This is a genomic window from Bittarella massiliensis (ex Durand et al. 2017) (assembly GCF_009876955.1).
Classification (GTDB): Bacteria; Bacillota; Clostridia; order Oscillospirales; family Ruminococcaceae; genus Bittarella; species Bittarella massiliensis.
The window spans coordinates 4,620-23,511 of sequence record NZ_WWVY01000011.1; the positions used below are offsets into that span (position 1 = coordinate 4,620).

Consider the following 18,892-nt stretch of genomic DNA (forward strand, 5'->3'; position numbering starts at 1 on the left):
GGGGGCCCTTGGGCCCCGCCCCCCTTGATATGGAAGAGGTGATCGTATATTTGAAGGGCGCTAGAAGGCGCCTTCAAAACTCTTTTGCACCAGCCAGACAAAGAGGTCGCGGTCGGCCCGCAGCCCCACCTGGACGTTGGCCGCCCGGCCGGTGGCGCCCTCCCAGTCGACCACCGTCTGGCCCCGGTGCTCGCCGGGGGTCAGGCAGATGTCCACATAGTAGGGGCTGGTGTGCAGCAGTTCGGGGTAGGCCAGGCAGCCCACCGCCAGGGCGTCGTGGACGACGCAGTTCTCGCCGAAGCGGGCGTTGGAGGCGGCGTATCCCTCCAGCCCGTCGCAGAGGATCTGGGAGAGGGGGTCCCGGTGGGTTTGGCGCAGCTGCGCCCGCTCCCCGTCGGTGAGGTAACAGTCCCTGGTGCAATCCAACCCGCACATGATGATGGGGGCCCCGCAGGCAAAGACGGTGGCGGCCGCCTCGGGATCGTTGTAGATGTTGACCTCGGAATAGGGGGTGACGTTCCCCCCCTTGGCCGCGCCCCCCATGAGGGAGATCACCCGGATCTTGGGAATGAGGTCGGGGCGGGCGGTGACCAGGCGGGCCAGGTTGGTGAGAGGGCCCACCGGCACCAGGGCCACCGGCTCCTCGCTTTTTTCCAGCAAGTCGGCCAGAAAGGCTACCGGGTCGTCGCTGTCGGGGGCGGTGGCGAGGGACGGCGGGGGAACGGCGTTCCCCATCCCCTCCTTGCCGTGGAAGATGTGCTCGCTGTCCTCGGGCTCGGGGTGATCGGGCTGGCAGAGAGGGGAGGCTGCCCCCTTGCAGACCGGCACCTCCAGGGCCAATAGCTCCTTGAGCCAGAGGGTGTTGCGCAGGGTGTAGTGCAGGGGGCGGTTGCCGAAGGAAGCCACCAGCCCCAGCAGTTTGATGGAACGGCAGCGGGCGGCCAGGGTGATGGCGACGGCGTCGTCCACCCCGGTGTCCACATCCAAAATAACGGGGATCGGTTTCATTGTTTCACATTCCTTTCCGGCGGCTGTTTGCCGCAAAACAGGTGGTGCGCCTGTCTAGAGGGTGCCCTTGACCGCGGCCGAGACCAGCTGCCAAAAGCGCTGGGGGTCGGCGGCGACCCCCACCTGCACGTTGGCGGGACGGCCCAGCCGATCCTCCCAGTCCACCACCGTCTGGCCCCGGTGCTCGCCGGGGGTCAGGCAGATGTCCACGTAGTGCTCCTCCGTCCGCAGCACCCCCTCGTCGATGAGGCAGGCCACGGCCAGGGGGTCGTGGAGCAGCTCGTCGATGGAGAGGTAGAAGGCCCCGCTGTCGCAGAGGACCTGGGCCAGTTCCCCTTCGCTCTCGGCGCGCAGCTCCTCGATCATGGCGGCGGTGACCACGCAGTCCCGGGTGCAGTCGAGGCCGCACATGACGATGGGCGCCCCGCAGCCGAAGACGGTGGCGGCCGCCTCCGGGTCGCTGGAGATGTTGGCCTCGACAAAGGGGGTGACGTTGCCGCCCCGGCCCGCGCCCCCCATGAGGGAGATCACCCGGATCTTGGGGAGCAGGTCGGGGCGGGCCACCACAAAGCGGGCCACATCGGTGAGGGGGCCCACCGGGATGAGGGCCACCGGCTCCTCACTCCTCTCCAAAATACCGGCCAAAAAGGCCACCGCGTCCTCGCCGGCGGGGGCGGCGGCAAGGGTGTCGGGGGCCACCACCGGGCCCAGCCCCCGGTCGCCGTGGCAGTTGACGACCCCCTCTTCCGGCACCCAGTCGGGCTCGCAGAAGGCGTGGGCCGACCCCTTGCAGACCGGCACCTGCACCCCCAGCAACTGGGTGAGCCAGAGGGTGTTTTGCAGGGTATTTTCCAGTTTGCTGTTGCCAAACGAGGCCACCAGCCCCAGCAGGTCGATCTGCGGGCTGCGGGCCGCCAGGGCGATGGCAAAGGCATCGTCCACCCCGGTGTCCACCAGCAAAACGGCGGGAATCGATTTCATCGAGCATCCTCCTTTTTCTTTTCCTGAATGTATGATAAACTATATAGGAACTATACAGTCAACCGATTTTTCAGGTGTTTTTTGCACAAAGAAAAGAGAGAAATTTTATGGAAAAGAGCAGGCGTTCCCTCTTTACCGTCAGCCAGTTCGCCCAGATGTGCGGGGTCTCCCGCCAAACTTTGATCTACTACGACAGGGAGGGCATCTTCGCCCCCCAGGTGGTGGGCGAAAACGGCTATCGCTACTACTCCCACCTGCAGTACGACGAGCTGGAGACCATCCTCACCATGCGGGACCTGGGGACCCCCCTGGCGGAGATCCGCAGCCGCCTGCTGGAGGGGGAGGAGGGCGGTCTCCTCCCCCTGCTGGAAGAGGAGGAGCGCCACCTGAACCGGGAGATCGAGCGGCTGGAGTATCTGCGGGAATCGGTGCGGCGGAAGCGGCAGCTGGCCCTCCTGGCCCAGAGCCACCCGCCCTTCTCCCCCTGGGTGGAGCGGCGGGGACCCCGCCATTTTCTGCTGGAGCCCTTTTCCGCCCCCATCACCCCGGCCAGCTACGCCCAGACTGCCGCCCTCCTCTCCCGCTACTGCCGGGCCCACCAGTACGGGCAGGGCAACTCGTCGGGGGCCGGGGTCTCGCGGGAGCGGCTGGCAGCGGGGGACTATTTCAGCGCCAGCTACTACGCCATGGAGCACCCCGCCCCCACCGGCGACGAGAAGGAGCACCTGGAACCGGCGGGCCGCTGGGCCATCATCCACCACCGGGGGTACTACGACTCGGCCTGGGAGAGCTACGGCCTGCTGCTGTCCTACATCGCCCGAGAGGGGCTGCAAATCGCCAGCGGCAGCTACGAGTCGCGGCTGCTGTCGGCGGACTCGACCAGGGACCCCGAGCACTATCTGACCCGCATCGAAATCCGGGTGGAGTGAAGAGGTTTTTGTCTGAAAAAACAGAGTCGCCGGTGAAACGGCTGGCCGGCACAAGTCCGAAAAGGGGCTCGTACCGCCTCTGCACCGCAAAGGGCACCGAAGTTTTGGGAGCGCGCTGAACCCGCTGACACCGGCAGCCCGGCAAGACGGGAGCGCGGTTCACGCCGCCCCATCCCAGCGAATTGCCTTCCTTTGCGCTCTCGGCCCCCTTCCCTCTATGAAACCGTGTGCCAAGGCCACTTCTCTCCCCCGGCAAAACCGGAGAGGGGGGCGCAAACGCCGCAAAGAGAGAGCCAGCGGTCAAAGGACCGCCGGCTCTCTCTTTCCTTTTTGACAGAAGGCCGCTATTTCCCCAGACTGTCGATCAGGGCGGGCAGCTGGGCGAGGGTGGGGATGACCGGCGCTCCAGAGGCCCGCAGCGCCGCGGGACTCTGGTGGCCGCCCTCCACCAGGACGCAGTCGCAGCCCAGAGCGCGGGCCACCTCCAGGTCGTGAAGGGTGTCCCCCACGGCCACCAACTGGTCGGGCGAAAAGTCGCTCCGGGCCAGCCAGCCCTCCGCCAGGCCGCGCTTGCCGTGGGCCAGGTCGTGCTCCACCCCGAGGATGGCCGAAAAGCGGAAGGCGATGGAGAAGGGGGCCATCTGGTGGGCCAGACTCCGCCGCCCGGAGGCGGAAATCAGCACCTGGCAGAGCCCCCGCTCCTCTAAGGCGGCCAGCGCCTCCTCCGCCCCCGGGCAGAGGGCACAGGTGGGGCAGGCGGCCTCGTAGCGGCGGATGTAGTCGGCCGCCACCGCCTCGTAGGGTTCGGCGGAAAAGTCGAATCCCAGCCGCTGGTAGTAGTCCCGCACCGGGAAGGTGAACACCTGCAGGTAGGCCTCCCGGCTGGGGATTGGGGGGAGCCCCCGCTCCGCCAACAGCTCATTTTCCACCCGGATACAGACGTCCAGGTCGTCAAAGAGGGTGCCGTTCCAGTCCCAGATGACACAGCGCTTGGACACAGCCGTTCCCTCCTCTCTCGGTCCCGCCGCCAGGGGCGGGGGCATTTAGTCCAGGTCGGCGCCGTTGGTGGCGATGACCTTTTGGTACCAGTAGTAGCTGTCCTTCTTGATGCGCTCGCAGCTGCCGCCCTCCTCGTCCCGGTCCACATAGACAAAGCCGTAGCGCTTTTTGTAGCCGTTGGAGGTGGAGAGCAGGTCCATGAACGACCAGGGGTTGTAGGCCAGCACCTCCACGCCGTAGTGCATGGCCCGCTGAATGGCCTGGATGTGGGCGCGCAGGTAGTCGATGCGGTAGCTGTCGTGCACCTTTTTGTCGTCGGTGAGGGCGTCGTAGGCGCCCATCCCGTTTTCGGTGATCATCAGAGGTTTGCCGTAGCGGGCGTAGATATCGCGGAGGATGAACTCCAGGCCGACGGGGTCGATGGCCCAGTCCCAATCGGTGGTGTCGCAGGCGGGGTTGCGGACGATCTGGAAGAAGTCGGGCTCGGTCTCGTAGGACTCGATTTCCCCCTTCTTGCCGGTCCAGTTGACCCCCTGCTCGGTGCGCTCGGTGGCGTTGCCGGCGCTGCGGGCGCAGTCGCTGGAATAGTAGTTGAAGGCCAGGAAGTCGGAGTACCCCTCTTTAAAGAGGTCCAGGTCCCCCTCCTCGATCACCGGGGCCATGTTGTGCTCCTCCAGGTAGATCATGGAGGCCTTGCTGTACTCCCCCTTGAAGTAGACATCCAGGTAGAAGAGGGTGCGGAAGTCCACCGCGTTGAGCATCCCCAGCGCGTCCTCGGGCTTGGAGGTCAGGGCGTAGATGGGGGCGGTGTTGATGGCCGCGCCCACCATGCCGCCGGGGACCAGCTCGTGCACCAGCTTGCAGGCGGTGGCGTGGGCCAGGTTGAGGTGGTGGTTGATCTGGTAGCGGATCTGGGGGTCGTCCAGGTACTTCTCGGGGATCAGGCACTTCTGGGTCCAGAACTGAACGATGATGCTCTGCTCGTTGATGGTGGTCCAGTACTTGACCTTGTCCTTGAATTCGTTGATGATGAAGCGGGCGTAGTGGGCAAAGTCCTTCACGCTCTCCCTGCTGATCCAGCCGTCGTACTTTTCGACCAGGGCCAGGGGCATATCGTAGTGGTAGAGGGTGGGGATGGGGGTGATGCCGTTTGCCAGCAGTTCGTCGATGAGGTCGTGGTAAAACTGCACCCCTTTGGGGTTGGGTTCCCCACTGCCTTGGGGGAAGACCCGCGACCAGGAGATGGAGAAGCGGTAGGAGGTCATCCCCAGCTCCTTCATCAGGGCCACGTCCTCCTTAAAGCGGTGGTAGTGGTCGCTGGCCAGGGAGGCGTCGGCCACGCCGGGGCGGCGGTTGATGACGTCCTGCTGGGAGAGGGCCTTGCCGTCTTCCTCGGCGGCACCCTCCACCTGGTAGGCGCTGGTGGAAGCCCCCCACATGAAGTCCTTGGGGAAGGGTCGGTAGTTGATTGCCATTGGTCTAGTTCCTCCTTTTTCTCTGTGCGGTTATTGCAGGCAGGCCCGAAGCTCTGCCAGCACGGACGGGAAGTCGACTTTGGAAAAGTCGGTGGTGTCCACCGTGACCACCGGGCCCAGGTGGAATTTCTCCACCTCCCAGCTCTTCACCATGGCTTCAAACTCGTCCCAGTCCTCCAAGATGGTGGCGGGGTCGCTCTCGCCGGGGAGGAGGGGGTAGTGGTCGTCGATGGCGTGGGCCGGGTGGCGGTCGGGGGCGTGGTTGCGGGCGCAGAGCCGGTCAAAGATGACCCGCAGGTCGCCGGTGAGGTAGAGGGTGACGCAGCGGCAGCCGAACTCGCCGGCCAGCTTCTCCACGTGGGGGAGGTCGCAGGCCTTGAAGTTGCTCTCGATCATGGCGTCGCCCCCGGCCTTCAGGCAGCGGCGGGCGTCATAGTAGAGGATCTCGGTGCTGGCGCGGTCCAGCTGCTCCTTGCCCTGGGGGGACTGAAAGCCCACCACGTCAAAGAGGATCTCCTTCATCTTGTCCTTGCAAAAGAGGGGGACGCCCAGCTCCTCTTGCAGGTACTCGGAAAGGGTGGTCTTGCCGGTTCCGGGCAGCCCGGCGACAATGTAGAGGGTGCTCATTTCTGCCTATTTCCTCCTGTCCTGTTTTCCGATGGGGTCTTACCGGTTCTATGATAGCACGGAAAAACGCCGGGGCGCAATCGGCCTTTGCAAAAAAAGGGGACAACCGCTCAATCAGCGCGTTCTGCCCAAAAAGAGGGGGTGCTTTTCGCCCTTCTCCACAAGGTGCGGCCGGCGCCCTGGCGCTTTGGGCGGGGGCGGGGTACAATGGACAAAAGGAGGGATGTCCCCATGGCCAAATACCGGTGTTCCGTCTGCGGATATATCTATGACGAGGGGGAGGAGGGCCGCCCCTTTGCCCAGCTGGAGGAAGGGTGGCGCTGTCCCCGCTGCACCGCCCCCAAGGCGCTGTTTGAGCGGGTGGAGGACCCGCCCCCGCCGGCGGGCGAGGAGGAGGGGGAGGCGCCGGGGAGCCCCGACGCCGATCCCCACCTGGCGGAAATCGACCGCCTGGCCCGCACCGGGGTGAGCGAGACGGCGGCCATGGCCACCACCCTGCCCCTGCCCCGGTGGGAGGACATCCTCTTTCTGGGCGGGCAGTTGGCGCGGCTGCCCCTGCTCGACGAGGAGCCGGTGGCGACCGAGACGGTGATCGGGCGGCACGCCCAAAAGCCGATGGTCCTCTCCATGCCCCTCTACATCTCCCACATGTCCTTCGGCGCTCTGTCGCGGGAAGCCAAGGTCGCCCTGGCCAAGGGGGCCACTGCCGCCGGCACCGCTGCCTGCTCGGGGGAGGGGGGCATCCTGCCCGAGGAGCAGGCGGCCGCCGCCACCTACCTCTACGAGTATCCCCCCAACGGGTACAGCGCCACCGACGAGAACCTGCGCCGGGCCGCCGCCATCGAAATCAAGATCGGCCAGGGGACCAAGCCGGGGATGGGGGGCCACCTACCGGGGGAGAAGGTGACCACCGAGATCGCCGCCCTGCGGGGCAAGCCCGTGGGGGAGGATATCCACAGCCCCTCCCGCTTCCCCGGCATCGAGAGCCCCGGCGACCTGCGGGCCCTGGTAAGCCAGCTGCGCGACCGCTCGCAGGGGCGGCCCATCGGGGTGAAGATCGCCGCCGGCCACCTGGAGGAGGACCTGGCCTTCCTCGCCCAATCGGGGGCGGATTTCATCACCATTGACGGCCGGGGCGGGGCCACCGGCGCCAGCCCCCGCTTTCTGCGGGACAGCACCAGCCTGCCCACCATCTACGCCCTGCACCGGGCCCGCCGGTTCCTGGACAGCCACCGGCTGGAGATGGAGCTGGTGATCACCGGGGGGCTGCGGACCGGCCCCGACTTTGCCAAGGCCCTGGCCATGGGGGCCGACGCGGTGGCCATCGCCTCCTCGGCGCTGATGGCCCTGGGGTGCCGCCAGTACCGCATCTGCGGCAGCGGCCGCTGCCCCATGGGGATCGCCACCCAGGACCCCGTCCTCCGCAAGCGGCTGGATGGGGAGGAGGGCGCCCGGCGGGTGGAGCGGTTTTTGCGGGGCAGCTGCGAGGAGATCAAAACCTTCTGCCGCATCTGCGGCCACCGCCGGGTGGACGAGCTGTCGGTCGACGACCTCTGCACCCTGGACGAGGAGATCGCCCGCCACGCAGGAATCCGCCACGCCTAAAATCAAAAAGAGAGGGGCCGCTCGCGGTGAGCGGCCCCTCTCTTTTTTTGCAAAGCAGGTTATTGTGGGGTGCCATCCTCCCAGCAGTCGGCGCCGGTGATGCCGATCTGGGCGGGGCGAAAGACCGGGTCCCTTCCCTCCCTTTTCTGGCGGGTGTAGTCCCGCTCGGCCAGGGAGACGGTCTTTGACAGGGCGAAGAGGGAGACGATGTTGACGATGGCCATCAGCCCCATGAGGACGTCGGCCAAGTCCCAGACGGTGGCGAAGTCGGCCTGGGCGCCGAAGAAGACGGCGGCCACCGCCACCCAGCGAAAGGCGGTGAGGAGGGTTTTGTTGTCCCGGATGAAGAGGAGGTTCCCCTCCGCATAGCAGTAGTTGCCCACAATGGAGCTAAAGGCAAAGGCCAGCACCGAAAAGGCGATGAAGCCGACGCCCCACTGCCCCACCTGGCTGCCCACTGCCGCCTGTACGAAGGGGAGGGCGTTGAGGCTCTCCGACCCCTGCACCCCGGAGAAGAGGAGGATGAAGGCGGTGGTGGTGCAGATGAGCAGGGTGTCGATAAAGACGCTGAGGACCTGCACCGTGCCCTGTTTCACCGGGTGGGAGACCTCCGCCGTGGCGGCGGCATTGGGGGCGCTGCCCATCCCCGCCTCGTTGGAGAAGAGCCCCCGCTTGATGCCGATGACGATGGCCGAGCCGGCAAACCCGCCGGCAATGGCCCGCAGGTCAAAGGCCTGGGAGAGGATGAGGGAGAGGACCTGGGGCAGCTTTTGGATGTTCAGGCCGATGATGACAAATCCCAGCGCCATGTAGATGATGGCCATCACCGGGACGATGAAGGAGGTGATGAAGCCGATGCGCTGGGTGCCGCCGAAGATGACCAGGGCGGTGCCCGCCGCCAGCACCAGGCCGATGATGGCCGGTGCGTAGGGGGCCAGCGATGCCCCGAAGTAGGGGGCGAAAGCCGAGGTGATGGTGTAGGATTGCAGCCCGTTGAAGCCAAAGGCAAAGCAGGCGATGAGGAGGACGGCAAACAGGACCCCCAGCCAGCGCCTGCCCAGGGCCTTTTGGATATAGTAGGCCGGGCCGCCCCGGTACTCGCCGTCCCGCCGCACTTTGTAGATCTGGGCGAGGGTGCTCTCGGCAAAGGCGGAGGCGGCCCCCACCAGGGCCATGACCCACATCCAGAAGACGGCCCCCGCGCCCCCCATGGCGATGGCGGTGGCCACCCCGGCGATGTTGCCGGTGCCCACCCGGGAGGCAGTGGAGATCATCAGCGCCTGAAAGGAGGAGACCGTCCCCTTCTCCCGGCGCTCGGTCATGGAGCGGATGGCGTCGGGCAGCAGCCGAAACTGGGCGAACCGGGTGCGAAAGGTGAAGTAGAGCCCGGCGATGACCAGCAAAAAGATGAGGATGAAGCTGTACAAAAAGTCGTTGGCAGCCCCCAGAAAACTGCGAAAGGCCTGGGAGACGGCGTCAAAAAAGGCGAAGAGGGCGCTCATAGAAAACTCCTTTGCAAGATGGTTTGGACAGAACTCAGAGGGCGAGCTGGTAGATGCAGAGCCCCTCCCCCTCCATGTCGGGGAAATGGAGGGTCTCGGTGTGGGAGAAGCCGTTTTTTTCAAGCACCCGGCGCGACCCCCGGTTTTCGGCCACCACGTGGCCCACCAGGGTGATCCCCGGCAGCGCCTCCCTCGCCAGGCGGACGATCTCGCCCAGCACCTCGCTGGAATAGCCCTGGTTCCAGCAGTCCTTGGCGGTGAAGGTGCTCATGTCCCAGCGGGCGGGGTCGCCCTCGCTGGGGCGGACGGCGTAGACCCCCACAAACCGCCCGTCCGCCTTTCGCTCGATGGCGAAGGACCAGCCGCCCGAGGCGAGGTAGTCCCGGATGAGCTGGACCGCCTCGCCCCGCTCCCGCTGCTGCGAAAAGCGCATAAAGCGGGCCACCTCGGCATCACTGGTCAAAGAGAACACCGCGTCGGCGTCCGACTCGGCCAGGGGGCGCAGCCGCAGCCGCGCAGTCTCTCCTGTCACTGCAAACACTCCCTTTCCGCCCGGCAAAACCGGCCGCCGGGCCCAAAAACATACCGTGTTAGTATACCCGAAAGTGCGCCGTTTTGGCAACTCCCCCGTCCTTTCAGGGACAAACGGGCGCAAAAATGCCGCGGCGGAAACCCGCCGCGGCACCTGCCGAGGGGCCCAACGGCCCCGGGTGTTTAGTAGTAGTAATAGCTGCCGCCGACCGCAGCGCTGATGACGGCCACGTAGAAGATGATCGAGACGATGATCACCACCACGCCCACGATGCCGCCGATGATGGAGAACATCTTCGACTTTTTGGCTGCGTCCTGCGCGCCGGCCAGGTCGCCCATGGCGGCCAGCTTGTCGATCTTCGAGGCGAAGACGATGCCGGGGATGCCCAGGGGCAGGCAGCAGAAGATGGTCACGATGATGGACCACACCAGGTAGGCGGTGCCGCTGACCGGGGGAACGTTGGCGTAGACCGGGGAGGCCTGGGGCTGAGGCGCGCCGTAGCTGTAGCTCGCGTCCTGCTGGGGGGCGCCGTAGTTGTAGGTGGGCTGCTGCTGTGGCTCGGGCTGAGGGGCGCTCTGGTAGGGCTGCTGGGCCGCGCCGTCGCCCTCGGGGGCCTGGGGGACCGGTTCGCCGCAGACGGCGCAGAACTTGGCGCCGCTCTCCAGCTCACTGCCGCATTTGTTACATTTCATCTGCATTTTCTCCTTTCAAAAGCCACCGCCCCATTGGCGGCGGGTGTCTGACAGTCAATCTCCCTACAGAGCTCCGTCGGTGAGCCAGGAGGGGAGAACGTCCAGGTGGTAGAGGATAAAGCCGATCTTGATGGCGATGGCCAGCAGCGAGATGATGATGCCCGCCACGGCCAGGCCCCTGGTGCGGTTGCCCCGGTACCCCAGGCAGCTGGTGAGCAGACCCATGGGGCAGAGCACCACCCAGAAGGTGAACAGCCCCGCAATGGAGCTGATGAACCCGACAATGGTGCAGATGTCTTTCCAGGTGTACTCCCGCCGGGGGGCCGGCAGGTAGGGGGCGTACATCGAGTAGACCGGCGGCTGGTAGGGTGAGGGCACCGCCTCGCTCTGGTGCGCCGCCTGGGATGCGGGCTGCTCCCCGGTGAGGGAGGCGCCGCAGGCCTTGCAGAAGGCGCTGTTTTCGGCGTTGTCAACGCCGCAGTTCGGGCAAGTCAAAAAATCGACCTCCTTTTCCCCAAAGCGGGGGCGATCGCCGCCAAACCCGCTTTAGAATACCCTTATTATACACAAGGAAAGGCCTTTTCGCAACAATATTCCCGCTTTCGACAAACCTTTGTCAGAAATTTGACAGATACCTTCTCAAAGCGGTGGGGTCAGACCGCCCGCAACTCGTAAAAGACCAACTGGGCCGGGCCGATGGGCCGCTTCTGCAGGTCGCTCTTGCAGGCGTAGCTCCACTCCAGATAGAGGGCGCTGGCCCGACCCAGCTCCCCCCGAAAGCGGCGGCGGGCCCGCAGGGCACAATCGGCCAGCTCGTCGAGTTCGGTGGGGGAGAGAAAGCCCTCGTCCCCCATCACCTCCACGTCCTCGTCGGTGATGACCACCGTCTCGTCGTGCTCCCCCCCGGTGGCCAGGTTCCAGAGGTCCCCCCGCACCGCCTCGATGACGGTGCGAAAGGGGGAGAGCTCGATCACCCCGCTCTTCTCCGCCACGAAATAGGGGTAGTAGACCACCAGGCTGCCGGGGCCCAACTCCCCCAAGAGCCCCTGGGCAAAGGTCTCCGCCTCGGCGGCGGGGGCCCCCACCAGCCGGGGCAGGTTCTGGTCGTCCCCCCGCTCGACGGCGCTGCGCACCGTCCAGAGGATGCCCTCCTCCAGCCGGGTGTCGGGGGCGAAGGTCTGCCAGGGCACGGCGGGCAGACCGCCCTGGCGCAACCTGTAAAACCCCTGCAGCTTATTCATCGCTCTCCTCCAAAATCGCCTGTACCCGACCCACCTGGTCGCCCTCCCGCAGCATCACCTTGATGCCGTGGGGGTGGGTGGCGCTGCCCGTCAATATCCGCTTGACGTGTCCCCTGGTCAGGCGGCCGGTGCGCTGGTCCCTTTTGAGGACGATGTCCACCAGGGCCCCGATGCGGATGTCCGCCCGGCGCTGCCCGTTCACAGGGCCGCCTCCCCGCCCAGGGGGCGGATGGCCTCGGTGAGGATCGGGCCGATGGAGCCCCGCAGGAGCAGGTCTGCCCGCCCGTCCTGGGGGGTGGGGCCCTTGTTGATGAGCACCAGCCGGTGGCCCCGGTAGTACTGCAGCAGCCCCGCCGCCGGGTAGACCGCCAGGGAGGTGCCCCCCACGATCAGCATCTCACAGCGGGAGATGGCGTCCACCGCCCCCTGCAGGGTCGCCCCGTCCAGCGACTCGCCGTAGAGGACCACCTCCGGTTTGATGAGGCCCCCGCAGCTGCAGCGGGGCAGGCCGCTCTTCCCCAGTCCCTCCGGCCCGCAGAGGGCCCCGCAGGAGAGACAGCGGTTTTGGTAGATGGTGCCGTGCAGCTCGTACACCCGGCGGCTGCCGGCCTTCTGGTGCAGCCCGTCGATGTTCTGGGTGATCACCGCCCGCAGCTTGCCCCGCCGCTCCAACTCGGCCAGCGCCAGGTGGGCCGGGCCGGGCTGGGCGCCGGTGACCAGCATCTTCTCCCGGTAAAAGCGGTAGAACTCCTCCGGGTGGGCGGCGAAGAACCCGGCGCTGAGGATGGTCTCAGGGGGCCAATCGTAGTGCTGGCGGTAGAGGCCGTCCTCGCTGCGAAAATCGGGGATGCCGCTCTCGGTCGAAACCCCCGCTCCCCCAAAAAAGACGATGTTGTCGCAACTGTCGACCCAGCGGCGCAGCCGCTCGACCCCGTCTCTCTCATTGTGCTCGCTCATCCGATCCCCTCCCATGGCGTTTTCCCCATTATACCCCGGCGGGGCGGTTTGCACAATCGCCCCCTGCCGATTGCGCGGGGACAGAAAGGGGGGTATACTACTTCTATGTAAGGGCCGGGGCGAATAGACAGCCCCGGCAGAGGGAGGGCTTTTTTGTGGGACAGTTGGTGGAACACACCTTTTTGCCGGTCTGGTCGTCCGAGAGCGAGGTGCTGATCCTGGGGACCATCCCCTCGCCCAAATCGAGGGAAAACGGCTTTTACTACGGCCACCCCCAAAACCGCTTTTGGCGGGTGGTGGCCGGGGTGCTGGGGGAGCCCGTGCCCGAGGGGAACGCGGCGAAGGAGCAATTCTGTCTGCGCCGGCACATCGCCCTCTGGGACGTGCTGGCCGCCTGCGAGATAGAAGGAGCGGCGGACGCCACCATCCGCCGCCCCCGGGCCAACGACATCGCCGGGCTGCTCCAAAAGACCCGGGTGCGCACCGTCTTCACCACCGGGGCCAAGGCGCACGCCCTCTACCAGCGCCACTGTCTGCCCCAGACCGGGGTGGAGGACATCCCCCTCCCCTCCACCAGCCCCGCCAACGCCCGCTTCACCCTGGAACGGCTGATCGCCGCCTACCGCCCCCTGGGGGAGGCGCTGGGGCGCTGACTGGCGCGGTTTTTCCCATTTTGCCAAAAAAGAGGGCCGGGTGACATGTCACCCGGCCCTCTCTCGCCCGTCCCTCGGCAGTGTAACTACCGCATCATGGTGGAGATTTCCCCCACCACGTTGCCCATGGTCTTCATGGCGCGGTTGGCTGTTTTTTTCAGCTGCCGCTTGTTGGTGTGCATCAGCTCGGTGCCAACGGTGGCCGCCACGGCGCCCAGCGCCATGCCGATGGCCACGTTGCGGGCGGTGTGTCCGCTGTGTTTCATAGAAAATGCCTCCCCACGTTCCTTCATTTGTACCTGCGGCCCCGCGCCGGCAGAGCCGGCCGAGGTCGAGATACAACTAGTATTGCCCACCCCTTTTGTGATATACTGGCTGTGTATGAAAGAGTCTCGCCGCCCGTCAGGGGCAGGAAAATTTTGGAATAAAAGGAAGGAGGCGCCCTATGGAACACCTGGTTTCCCCGCCCAAGCGGGTGCTGGCCATTCACGATTTGTCGGGGTTTGGGCGCTGTTCTCTGACCGCCATCACCCCGGTGCTCTCGGTGATGGGGGTGCAGGTCTGCCCGGTGCCGACCGCCATCCTCTCGACCCATACAGGGGGGCTGGGGGATCCGGTCATCACCGACCTGACCGACTCCCTGCTGCCGGCCCTGCGCCACTACCAGTCCCTGGGGCTGGACTTTGACTGCATCTACTCGGGCTTTCTGGGGGACAGTCGCCAGATCGAGTGCTGCAAGGCCTTTTTTGAGGCCTATCCCAAGGCGCTCAAGGTGGTGGACCCGGTGATGGGGGACCACCAAAAGCCCTACCGCACCTGCACCCCGCCGCTGCGGGCCAAGATGAAGAGTTTGGCCCGGGCGGGGGACGTGATCACCCCCAACGCCACCGAGGCAGCCATGCTGCTGGGGATGGACTTCACCCGGCCGGTTCGCTTCACCCCCCTCAGCGCCAAGAAATGGCTGCGCACCCTCTGCGCCCAGGGGGCGGGCCGAGCGGTGATCACCAGCGCCGAGATGGACGGCGGCCGCTACAACCTGCTCTTTGACGGGGAGACTTTTTTCCGCATCCGCGGGCGGTATGCCTCCGGCTCCTACCCGGGCACCGGCGACATCTTCACCGCCGTGCTCACCGGCGGGCTGCTGGCGGGGCAGAGTCTGGCCGAGGCCGCCCAGCGGGCCACCCAGTTCGTGGAGGAGGCCATCTCCCTCACCGCCGCAGCGGGCACCGACCCCCGGCACGGGGTGCTGGTGGAAGCCGCCCTCCCCAAGCTGCTGGAGCCGCTGGGCCCCTCTCGGGCCGAGCCCTTTTAGCATTCCCGGCCGCAGGGCGGCCGACCCTATCTCTGCACGAAAAGAAGGAGTAAGAATGAAGCGCAAGAGTTCGATCTACACCGTGACCCTGGTGGGGCTGATGGGGGCCATGTGCTTTGTGGCCACCTTTTTGCACATCGACATCCCCACCCCGCTGGGCAAGACCATGATCCACCTGGGCAACGTGATGTGCCTGCTGTCGGGGATGATCCTCGGCCCCCTGAAGGGCGGCCTCTCGGCCGGCCTGGGTTCGGCGGTCTACGACCTGTTCGACCCGGCCTACATCGCCGAATCGCCCATCACCTTTTTGATGAAATTCGCCATGGGCGCCACCTGCGGCGCCATCGCCAAGCGGGGCGGCAAGGGCAGCCGCGCCGCCGGGGCCGTTGTCGGCGCCGGGCTGTACGTGGTCCTCTACACCGTCAAAAACATCCTCATGGGGACCCTGCTCCAGGGCAAGATGCTCGACTCGGTGCTGGTGGCCGCGGGGACCAAGGCCCTCACCTCGGGGGTCAACGCGATCATCGCGGTGGTGGTCTCGCTGCTGCTCTACTCGCTGCTGGAACCCATCCTCAAAAAGGCCGGCATCTTTGAGCGGCTGGGGAAGACAGGCGACTGATTTGCCGAGAGGAGAGGAGGGCCGGCCATGGCCGAGCTGAACATCGTGCTGGTGGAACCACAGATCCCACAAAACACCGGAAACATCGCCCGCACCTGCGCGGCGACCAACGCCCGGCTCCACCTGGTGGGGCCGCTGGGCTTTCAAATCGACGACAAAAAACTCAAGCGGGCGGGGCTGGACTACTGGCATCTGCTGGACATCCGCCACTACGACGGCTGGGCGGACTTCACCGCCCAAAACGAGGGCCCCTTTTACTACTTCACCACCAAGGGGCAGACCGTCCACAGCGACGTTGCCTACCCGGACGGCTGCTACCTGGTCTTTGGCCGGGAGGACGCCGGGCTGCCCGAAGAGCTGCTCTTCGCCCACCCCGACGCCTGTGTCCGGCTGCCGATGCTGGCGGCAGCGCGGAGCCTGAACCTGTCAAACACGGTGGCCATCGGGGTGTACGAAGTCCTGCGCCAGTGGGGCTACCCCACCCTGCACTCGCAGGGAAAGCTGACCCGCTACAACTGGGAGGACGCCCGCTAGGCCCTCTCCCCACCACAAGAACCGATTGCGAAAGGTTGTGCCAAATGGAAAAACTGCTGATCCTCACCGACACCGCTTGCGACATCCCCCAGGAGACTGCCGAGGAGCTGGGCATCCGCATCCTCCCCATCCCCCTCGAGGTGGACGGGATGGGGTATTTGGAGGGGGTGGACTTCACCAAGGAGGAGTTCTACGACGTGCTCAACCGCTGCGTCAAGATCCCCACCACCAGCCACATCCCTGCCCACCAGTTTTTGGAGGAGTACGAGCGGGCCGCCCAGGAGGGGTACACCCACGTGATCCACGTGACCATCAACTCCAAGGGTTCGAACATGTACCAGGCGGCCCTGCAGGCCAAGGCCATGTTCAAAGAGGAGCCCGACGCCCCGCAGATAAAAATCAAGGTCATCGACTCCAAGACCTACTCCCTGGGCTACGGCTTCCCGGTGACCGAGGCGGCGCGGATGGTGCAAAAAGGGGTAGGCTACGCCGCGGTGCGGGACTACCTGCTGGACTGGTTTGACACCGCCGAGGTCTACTTTTCGGTCTACACCCTCCAATTTGCCAAAAAGTCGGGGCGCATCAGCTGTGCGGCCGCCTTTGTGGGCGAGCTGCTGGGGCTGCGGCCCATCCTCCAGATCTCCCAGGGGGAGATGAACATCGTGGAGAAGGTGCGGGGGGACGCCAACGTCATCCCCGGCCTCTGCCGCTGGGCCGAGAAGCGGATGGCCGAGCGCAGCCCCTTTGTGGTCATCAGCGGGGAGTTGGACGCCCCCGGGGACGAACTGACCGAGCAGTTGGAGAAGAAATTCCGCTACGGCTGCTCCGGCCGCTACAAGGCCGGGGCCAGCATCGCCATCAACGCGGGGCCCAAGGTGGTGGGGGTGCTGGTCAAGGGCGCCAAAAAGCGGTGAGCCCGGCCCTCCGGGATTCCCGAAAAAAGCCCCTCTTTCGAGGGGAAAACCGCCTTGAAAAGCCCACTGATATCGTGTAAAATAGAAAAGGACCAGCCTGTCCCGGCGGGTGGCCCTGTACCTCAGTTTGTTTTTTTATTCACAATAAAAAAGAAAAGACGAAAGGGTGGCAAACACATGACCTCTCTGAACAAAAAGACCATCGAAGACATCGATGTAGCCGGCAAGAAGGTTCTCGCCCGCTGCGACTTCAACGTTCCCCTGAAAGACGGCGTCATCACCAATGACAAGCGGATCGTCGCCGCTCTCCCCACCATCAAATACCTGGTGGACCAGGGCGCCAAGGTGATCCTCTGCTCCCATCTGGGCCGTCCCAAAGAGGGCTGGGAGCCCGAGTTCTCCCTGGCCCCGGTGGCCGCCCGCCTCAGCGAGCTGCTGGGCAAAGAGGTCAAGATGGCCAAAGACGTCATCGGCGACGACGCCAAGAAGCTGGCTTCCGAGCTGAAAGACGGCGACGTGATGCTGCTTGAAAACGTGCGCTACCACAAAGAGGAGAAGAAGAACGACCCCGCCTTCGCCAAAGAGCTGGCCTCTCTGGCCGACGTCTACGTCAACGACGCCTTCGGCGCGGCCCACCGGGCCCACGCCTCCACCGCCGGTGTGGCCGAGTACCTGCCCGCCGTCTGCGGCTACCTGATCCAGAAGGAGATCAACTTCATGGGCGGCGCTCTGGAGAGCCCCAAGCGCCCGCTGGTCGCCATCCTGGGCGGTGCCAAGGTCTCCGACAAGATCGGCGTCATCAACAACCTCCTCGAAAAGGTCGACACCCTGATCGTGGGCGGCGGCATGGCCTACACCTTCTTCAAGGCCAAGGGCTTCACCATCGGCGACTCCCTCTGCGAGGACGACAAGGTCGAGCTGGCCAAAGAGATGATGGCCAAAGCCGAGGCCAAGGGCGTCAAGTTCCTGTTGCCCATCGACAACCAGGTGGGCGACCACTTCGCCGAGGACTGCGGCAAGAAGCTAGTGGATTCCGACAACATCCCCGACGGCTGGATGGGCATGGACATCGGCCCCAAGAGCATCGCCCTCTTCTGCGACGCCGTGAAAGACGCCGGCACCGTGATCTGGAACGGGCCCATGGGCGTGTTTGAGTTCGCCCAGTTTGCCGACGGCACCCTGGAGATCGCCAAGGCCGTGGCCGACAGCGGCGCCATCTCCATCATCGGCGGCGGCGACTCGGTGGCGGCTGTCACCAAGTTGGGCTTTGCCGACAAGATGAGCCACATCTCCACCGGCGGCGGCGCCTCCCTCGAGTTCCTGGAGGGCAAAGAGCTGCCGGGCATCACCTGCCTCAACGACAAATAAATCGACAAATATCCCGCCGCTCTTGCGGCGGGGGAGCACCGCGGCCCAACCGGCCGGCTTGTGCTGTGCGAAGAGATGGCACGAGGGATTTCCTTCGTGCCATTTTCTCAGAGGAAAACCGCCAGAAAGGAATTTGCTGTATGAATAAGAACCTGCGCACCCCGGTCATTGCCGGGAACTGGAAGATGAACAAAAACCGCGCCGAGGCCAAGGCCCTGTTGGAGGAGCTCTGCCCCCTGGTGAAAGACGCCGGCTGCGGCGTGGTGGTCTGTGTGCCCTTCACCGATTTAGAGACCGCCCTGGCCGCCACCGCCGGCACCAACGTCAAGGTGGGCGCCCAGAACTGCCACTTTGAGACGTCCGGCGCCTTCACCGGCGAAATCGCCGCAGACATGCTCGCCGAGATGGGGGTCGAGTACGTGGTGCTGGGCCACAGCGAGCGCCGCCAGTACTTCGCCGAGACCGACGAGACGGTCAACCTGCGCACCAAGGCCGCCCTGGCCGCCGGGCTGAAGCCCATCGTCTGCGTGGGCGAGCTGCTGGCCCAAAGGGAGCAGGGCATCACCGCCGAGGTGGTGTCGCTGCAGACCAAAGTCGCCCTGCAGGGGATCGACGCCGAGGGCCTGCGGTCCATCATCATCGCCTACGAGCCGGTCTGGGCCATCGGCACCGGCAAGACCGCCACTGCCGAGCAGGCCGGTGAAGTCTGCGCCGTCATCCGCGCCACTGTGGCCGGGCTTTACGGCGAAGAGGCCGCCAGCCACCTGGTGGTGCAGTACGGCGGCTCGATGAACGCCGGCAACGCCGCTGAACTGTTGGCCCAGCCCGACGTGGACGGCGGCCTGATCGGCGGCGCCTCCCTGAAGGCCGACGCCTTCAGCCAGATCGTGGAGGCCGCCAGCAAATAGATCCCTGCGGGGAAAGCAACAAAGAGCGGATTGCGG

Annotated in this window: 22 protein-coding genes; 9 read left to right on the forward strand and 13 right to left on the reverse strand. The window is 65.5% G+C overall.

Annotated elements, in window-relative coordinates:
- Positions 1–60: 60 nt before the first annotated feature.
- Together GT748_RS11860 and GT748_RS11865 are read right to left on the reverse strand one after the other, a co-directional pair.
- A complete protein-coding gene (locus GT748_RS11860; protein WP_161213573.1) occupies positions 61–1,008 on the reverse strand; it encodes a nucleoside hydrolase in 948 nt (315 codons plus the stop codon).
- A gap of 54 nt (positions 1,009–1,062) precedes the next feature.
- Positions 1,063–1,989, reverse strand: a complete 927-nt coding sequence (locus GT748_RS11865; RefSeq protein ID WP_073261067.1) for a nucleoside hydrolase — start codon at positions 1,987–1,989, stop codon at positions 1,063–1,065.
- Between the two features lie 107 nt (positions 1,990–2,096).
- Between GT748_RS11865 and GT748_RS11870 the strand changes: the two genes are divergently transcribed.
- Positions 2,097–2,918: a MerR family transcriptional regulator gene (locus tag GT748_RS11870; RefSeq protein WP_161213572.1), complete on the forward strand. Its 822-nt coding sequence runs from the start codon at positions 2,097–2,099 to the stop codon at positions 2,916–2,918.
- Positions 2,919–3,262: 344 nt separating this feature from the next.
- Here the strand turns inward: GT748_RS11870 and GT748_RS11875 are convergent, their stop codons facing one another.
- From GT748_RS11875 to GT748_RS11885, 3 genes are read right to left on the reverse strand one after another with little or no spacing between them, the layout of a single operon-like run.
- Positions 3,263–3,916 (reverse strand): HAD family hydrolase, encoded by a 654-nt coding sequence (locus GT748_RS11875; RefSeq protein WP_052537699.1) that lies wholly within the window; start codon positions 3,914–3,916, stop codon positions 3,263–3,265.
- Between the two features lie 45 nt (positions 3,917–3,961).
- Positions 3,962–5,392 carry a glycoside hydrolase family 1 protein gene (locus GT748_RS11880; RefSeq protein WP_021660588.1) on the reverse strand — a complete coding sequence of 477 codons (1,431 nt, stop codon included), beginning with the start codon at positions 5,390–5,392 and terminating at the stop codon, positions 3,962–3,964.
- Between the two features lie 30 nt (positions 5,393–5,422).
- Positions 5,423–6,019 carry an AAA family ATPase gene (locus GT748_RS11885; RefSeq protein ID WP_021660587.1) on the reverse strand — a complete coding sequence of 199 codons (597 nt, stop codon included), beginning with the start codon at positions 6,017–6,019 and terminating at the stop codon, positions 5,423–5,425.
- 231 nt (positions 6,020–6,250) lie between these two features.
- Here GT748_RS11885 and GT748_RS11890 point away from each other — a divergent pair, with 231 nt between their 5' ends.
- Positions 6,251–7,624 carry a glutamate synthase-related protein gene (locus GT748_RS11890; RefSeq protein ID WP_044993051.1) on the forward strand — a complete coding sequence of 458 codons (1,374 nt, stop codon included), beginning with the start codon at positions 6,251–6,253 and terminating at the stop codon, positions 7,622–7,624.
- A gap of 59 nt (positions 7,625–7,683) precedes the next feature.
- Here GT748_RS11890 and GT748_RS11895 read toward each other — a convergent pair whose 3' ends face one another.
- The 7 genes from GT748_RS11895 to GT748_RS11925 all read right to left on the reverse strand — a co-directional run bounded on the left by GT748_RS11895 (position 7,684) and on the right by GT748_RS11925 (position 12,548).
- On the reverse strand, positions 7,684–9,126 hold the full coding sequence (locus GT748_RS11895; protein ID WP_021660585.1) for an alanine/glycine:cation symporter family protein: 1,443 nt from the start codon (positions 9,124–9,126) through the stop codon (positions 7,684–7,686).
- Positions 9,127–9,160: 34 nt separating this feature from the next.
- Positions 9,161–9,658 (reverse strand): GNAT family N-acetyltransferase, encoded by a 498-nt coding sequence (locus tag GT748_RS11900; RefSeq protein WP_044993050.1) that lies wholly within the window; start codon positions 9,656–9,658, stop codon positions 9,161–9,163.
- Positions 9,659–9,840: 182 nt separating this feature from the next.
- Complete coding sequence (locus tag GT748_RS11905; RefSeq protein WP_052537698.1) at positions 9,841–10,350, reverse strand: CD225/dispanin family protein; 510 nt, start codon at positions 10,348–10,350, stop codon at positions 9,841–9,843.
- 63 nt (positions 10,351–10,413) lie between these two features.
- Positions 10,414–10,845: a zinc-ribbon domain-containing protein gene (locus GT748_RS11910; RefSeq protein ID WP_021660582.1), complete on the reverse strand. Its 432-nt coding sequence runs from the start codon at positions 10,843–10,845 to the stop codon at positions 10,414–10,416.
- Positions 10,846–11,003: 158 nt separating this feature from the next.
- Entirely contained in the window at positions 11,004–11,591 is a 588-nt protein-coding gene (locus tag GT748_RS11915) for a hypothetical protein (protein WP_021660581.1), read from the reverse strand.
- Positions 11,584–11,793, reverse strand: coding sequence for a YwbE family protein (locus GT748_RS11920; protein ID WP_021660580.1), 210 nt, complete (start codon positions 11,791–11,793; stop codon positions 11,584–11,586). The genes GT748_RS11915 and GT748_RS11920 overlap by 8 nt, the downstream gene beginning before the upstream one ends.
- Positions 11,790–12,548: an NAD-dependent protein deacylase gene (locus GT748_RS11925; protein ID WP_044993049.1), complete on the reverse strand. Its 759-nt coding sequence runs from the start codon at positions 12,546–12,548 to the stop codon at positions 11,790–11,792. The genes GT748_RS11920 and GT748_RS11925 overlap by 4 nt, the downstream gene beginning before the upstream one ends.
- 155 nt (positions 12,549–12,703) lie before the next feature.
- Between GT748_RS11925 and GT748_RS11930 the strand changes: the two genes are divergently transcribed.
- Positions 12,704–13,201 (forward strand): DNA-deoxyinosine glycosylase, encoded by a 498-nt coding sequence (locus tag GT748_RS11930; RefSeq protein WP_021660577.1) that lies wholly within the window; start codon positions 12,704–12,706, stop codon positions 13,199–13,201.
- An 86-nt stretch (positions 13,202–13,287) separates the two neighbouring features.
- On the opposite strand, the gene GT748_RS11935 is transcribed toward GT748_RS11930, so the two are convergent.
- The gene (locus GT748_RS11935; protein ID WP_044993048.1) at positions 13,288–13,467 is read right to left on the reverse strand and encodes a hypothetical protein; all 180 of its coding nucleotides are present in this window, start codon (positions 13,465–13,467) and stop codon (positions 13,288–13,290) included.
- Positions 13,468–13,646: 179 nt separating this feature from the next.
- Between GT748_RS11935 and GT748_RS11940 the strand changes: the two genes are divergently transcribed.
- From GT748_RS11940 to tpiA, 6 genes are all read left to right on the forward strand, one after another.
- Positions 13,647–14,513 carry a pyridoxamine kinase gene (locus GT748_RS11940; RefSeq protein ID WP_021660574.1) on the forward strand — a complete coding sequence of 289 codons (867 nt, stop codon included), beginning with the start codon at positions 13,647–13,649 and terminating at the stop codon, positions 14,511–14,513.
- Between the two features lie 55 nt (positions 14,514–14,568).
- Positions 14,569–15,132, forward strand: a complete 564-nt coding sequence (locus GT748_RS11945; protein WP_021660573.1) for an ECF transporter S component — start codon at positions 14,569–14,571, stop codon at positions 15,130–15,132.
- 27 nt (positions 15,133–15,159) lie between these two features.
- On the forward strand, positions 15,160–15,666 hold the full coding sequence (locus tag GT748_RS11950) for a tRNA (cytidine(34)-2'-O)-methyltransferase (protein ID WP_021660572.1): 507 nt from the start codon (positions 15,160–15,162) through the stop codon (positions 15,664–15,666).
- A 44-nt stretch (positions 15,667–15,710) separates the two neighbouring features.
- Positions 15,711–16,580 (forward strand): DegV family protein, encoded by an 870-nt coding sequence (locus tag GT748_RS11955; RefSeq protein ID WP_021660571.1) that lies wholly within the window; start codon positions 15,711–15,713, stop codon positions 16,578–16,580.
- Positions 16,581–16,757: 177 nt separating this feature from the next.
- Entirely contained in the window at positions 16,758–17,948 is a 1,191-nt protein-coding gene (locus tag GT748_RS11960) for a phosphoglycerate kinase (RefSeq protein ID WP_021660570.1), read from the forward strand.
- Positions 17,949–18,088: 140 nt separating this feature from the next.
- The gene (gene tpiA, locus GT748_RS11965) at positions 18,089–18,856 is read left to right on the forward strand and encodes a triose-phosphate isomerase (protein ID WP_073261065.1); all 768 of its coding nucleotides are present in this window, start codon (positions 18,089–18,091) and stop codon (positions 18,854–18,856) included.
- The last annotated feature ends 36 nt before the right edge of the window (positions 18,857–18,892 follow it).

What these genes read in the sequence shown, in the direction of transcription:
- GT748_RS11860 (WP_161213573.1), bottom strand. Translation starts at nt 1,008, where the DNA reads ATGAAACCGATCCCCGTTATTTTGGATGTGGACACCGGGGTGGACGAC.
- GT748_RS11865 (WP_073261067.1), bottom strand. Translation starts at nt 1,989, where the DNA reads ATGAAATCGATTCCCGCCGTTTTGCTGGTGGACACCGGGGTGGACGAT.
- GT748_RS11870 (WP_161213572.1), top strand. Translation starts at nt 2,097, where the DNA reads ATGGAAAAGAGCAGGCGTTCCCTCTTTACCGTCAGCCAGTTCGCCCAG.
- GT748_RS11880 (WP_021660588.1), bottom strand. Translation starts at nt 5,392, where the DNA reads ATGGCAATCAACTACCGACCCTTCCCCAAGGACTTCATGTGGGGGGCT.
- GT748_RS11885 (WP_021660587.1), bottom strand. Translation starts at nt 6,019, where the DNA reads ATGAGCACCCTCTACATTGTCGCCGGGCTGCCCGGAACCGGCAAGACC.
- GT748_RS11890 (WP_044993051.1), top strand. Translation starts at nt 6,251, where the DNA reads ATGGCCAAATACCGGTGTTCCGTCTGCGGATATATCTATGACGAGGGG.
- GT748_RS11895 (WP_021660585.1), bottom strand. Translation starts at nt 9,126, where the DNA reads ATGAGCGCCCTCTTCGCCTTTTTTGACGCCGTCTCCCAGGCCTTTCGC.
- GT748_RS11905 (WP_052537698.1), bottom strand. Translation starts at nt 10,350, where the DNA reads ATGAAATGTAACAAATGCGGCAGTGAGCTGGAGAGCGGCGCCAAGTTC.
- GT748_RS11915 (WP_021660581.1), bottom strand. Translation starts at nt 11,591, where the DNA reads ATGAATAAGCTGCAGGGGTTTTACAGGTTGCGCCAGGGCGGTCTGCCC.
- GT748_RS11925 (WP_044993049.1), bottom strand. Translation starts at nt 12,548, where the DNA reads ATGAGCGAGCACAATGAGAGAGACGGGGTCGAGCGGCTGCGCCGCTGG.
- GT748_RS11935 (WP_044993048.1), bottom strand. Translation starts at nt 13,467, where the DNA reads ATGAAACACAGCGGACACACCGCCCGCAACGTGGCCATCGGCATGGCG.
- GT748_RS11940 (WP_021660574.1), top strand. Translation starts at nt 13,647, where the DNA reads ATGGAACACCTGGTTTCCCCGCCCAAGCGGGTGCTGGCCATTCACGAT.
- GT748_RS11945 (WP_021660573.1), top strand. Translation starts at nt 14,569, where the DNA reads ATGAAGCGCAAGAGTTCGATCTACACCGTGACCCTGGTGGGGCTGATG.
- GT748_RS11950 (WP_021660572.1), top strand. Translation starts at nt 15,160, where the DNA reads ATGGCCGAGCTGAACATCGTGCTGGTGGAACCACAGATCCCACAAAAC.
- GT748_RS11955 (WP_021660571.1), top strand. Translation starts at nt 15,711, where the DNA reads ATGGAAAAACTGCTGATCCTCACCGACACCGCTTGCGACATCCCCCAG.
- GT748_RS11960 (WP_021660570.1), top strand. Translation starts at nt 16,758, where the DNA reads ATGACCTCTCTGAACAAAAAGACCATCGAAGACATCGATGTAGCCGGC.
- tpiA (WP_073261065.1), top strand. Translation starts at nt 18,089, where the DNA reads ATGAATAAGAACCTGCGCACCCCGGTCATTGCCGGGAACTGGAAGATG.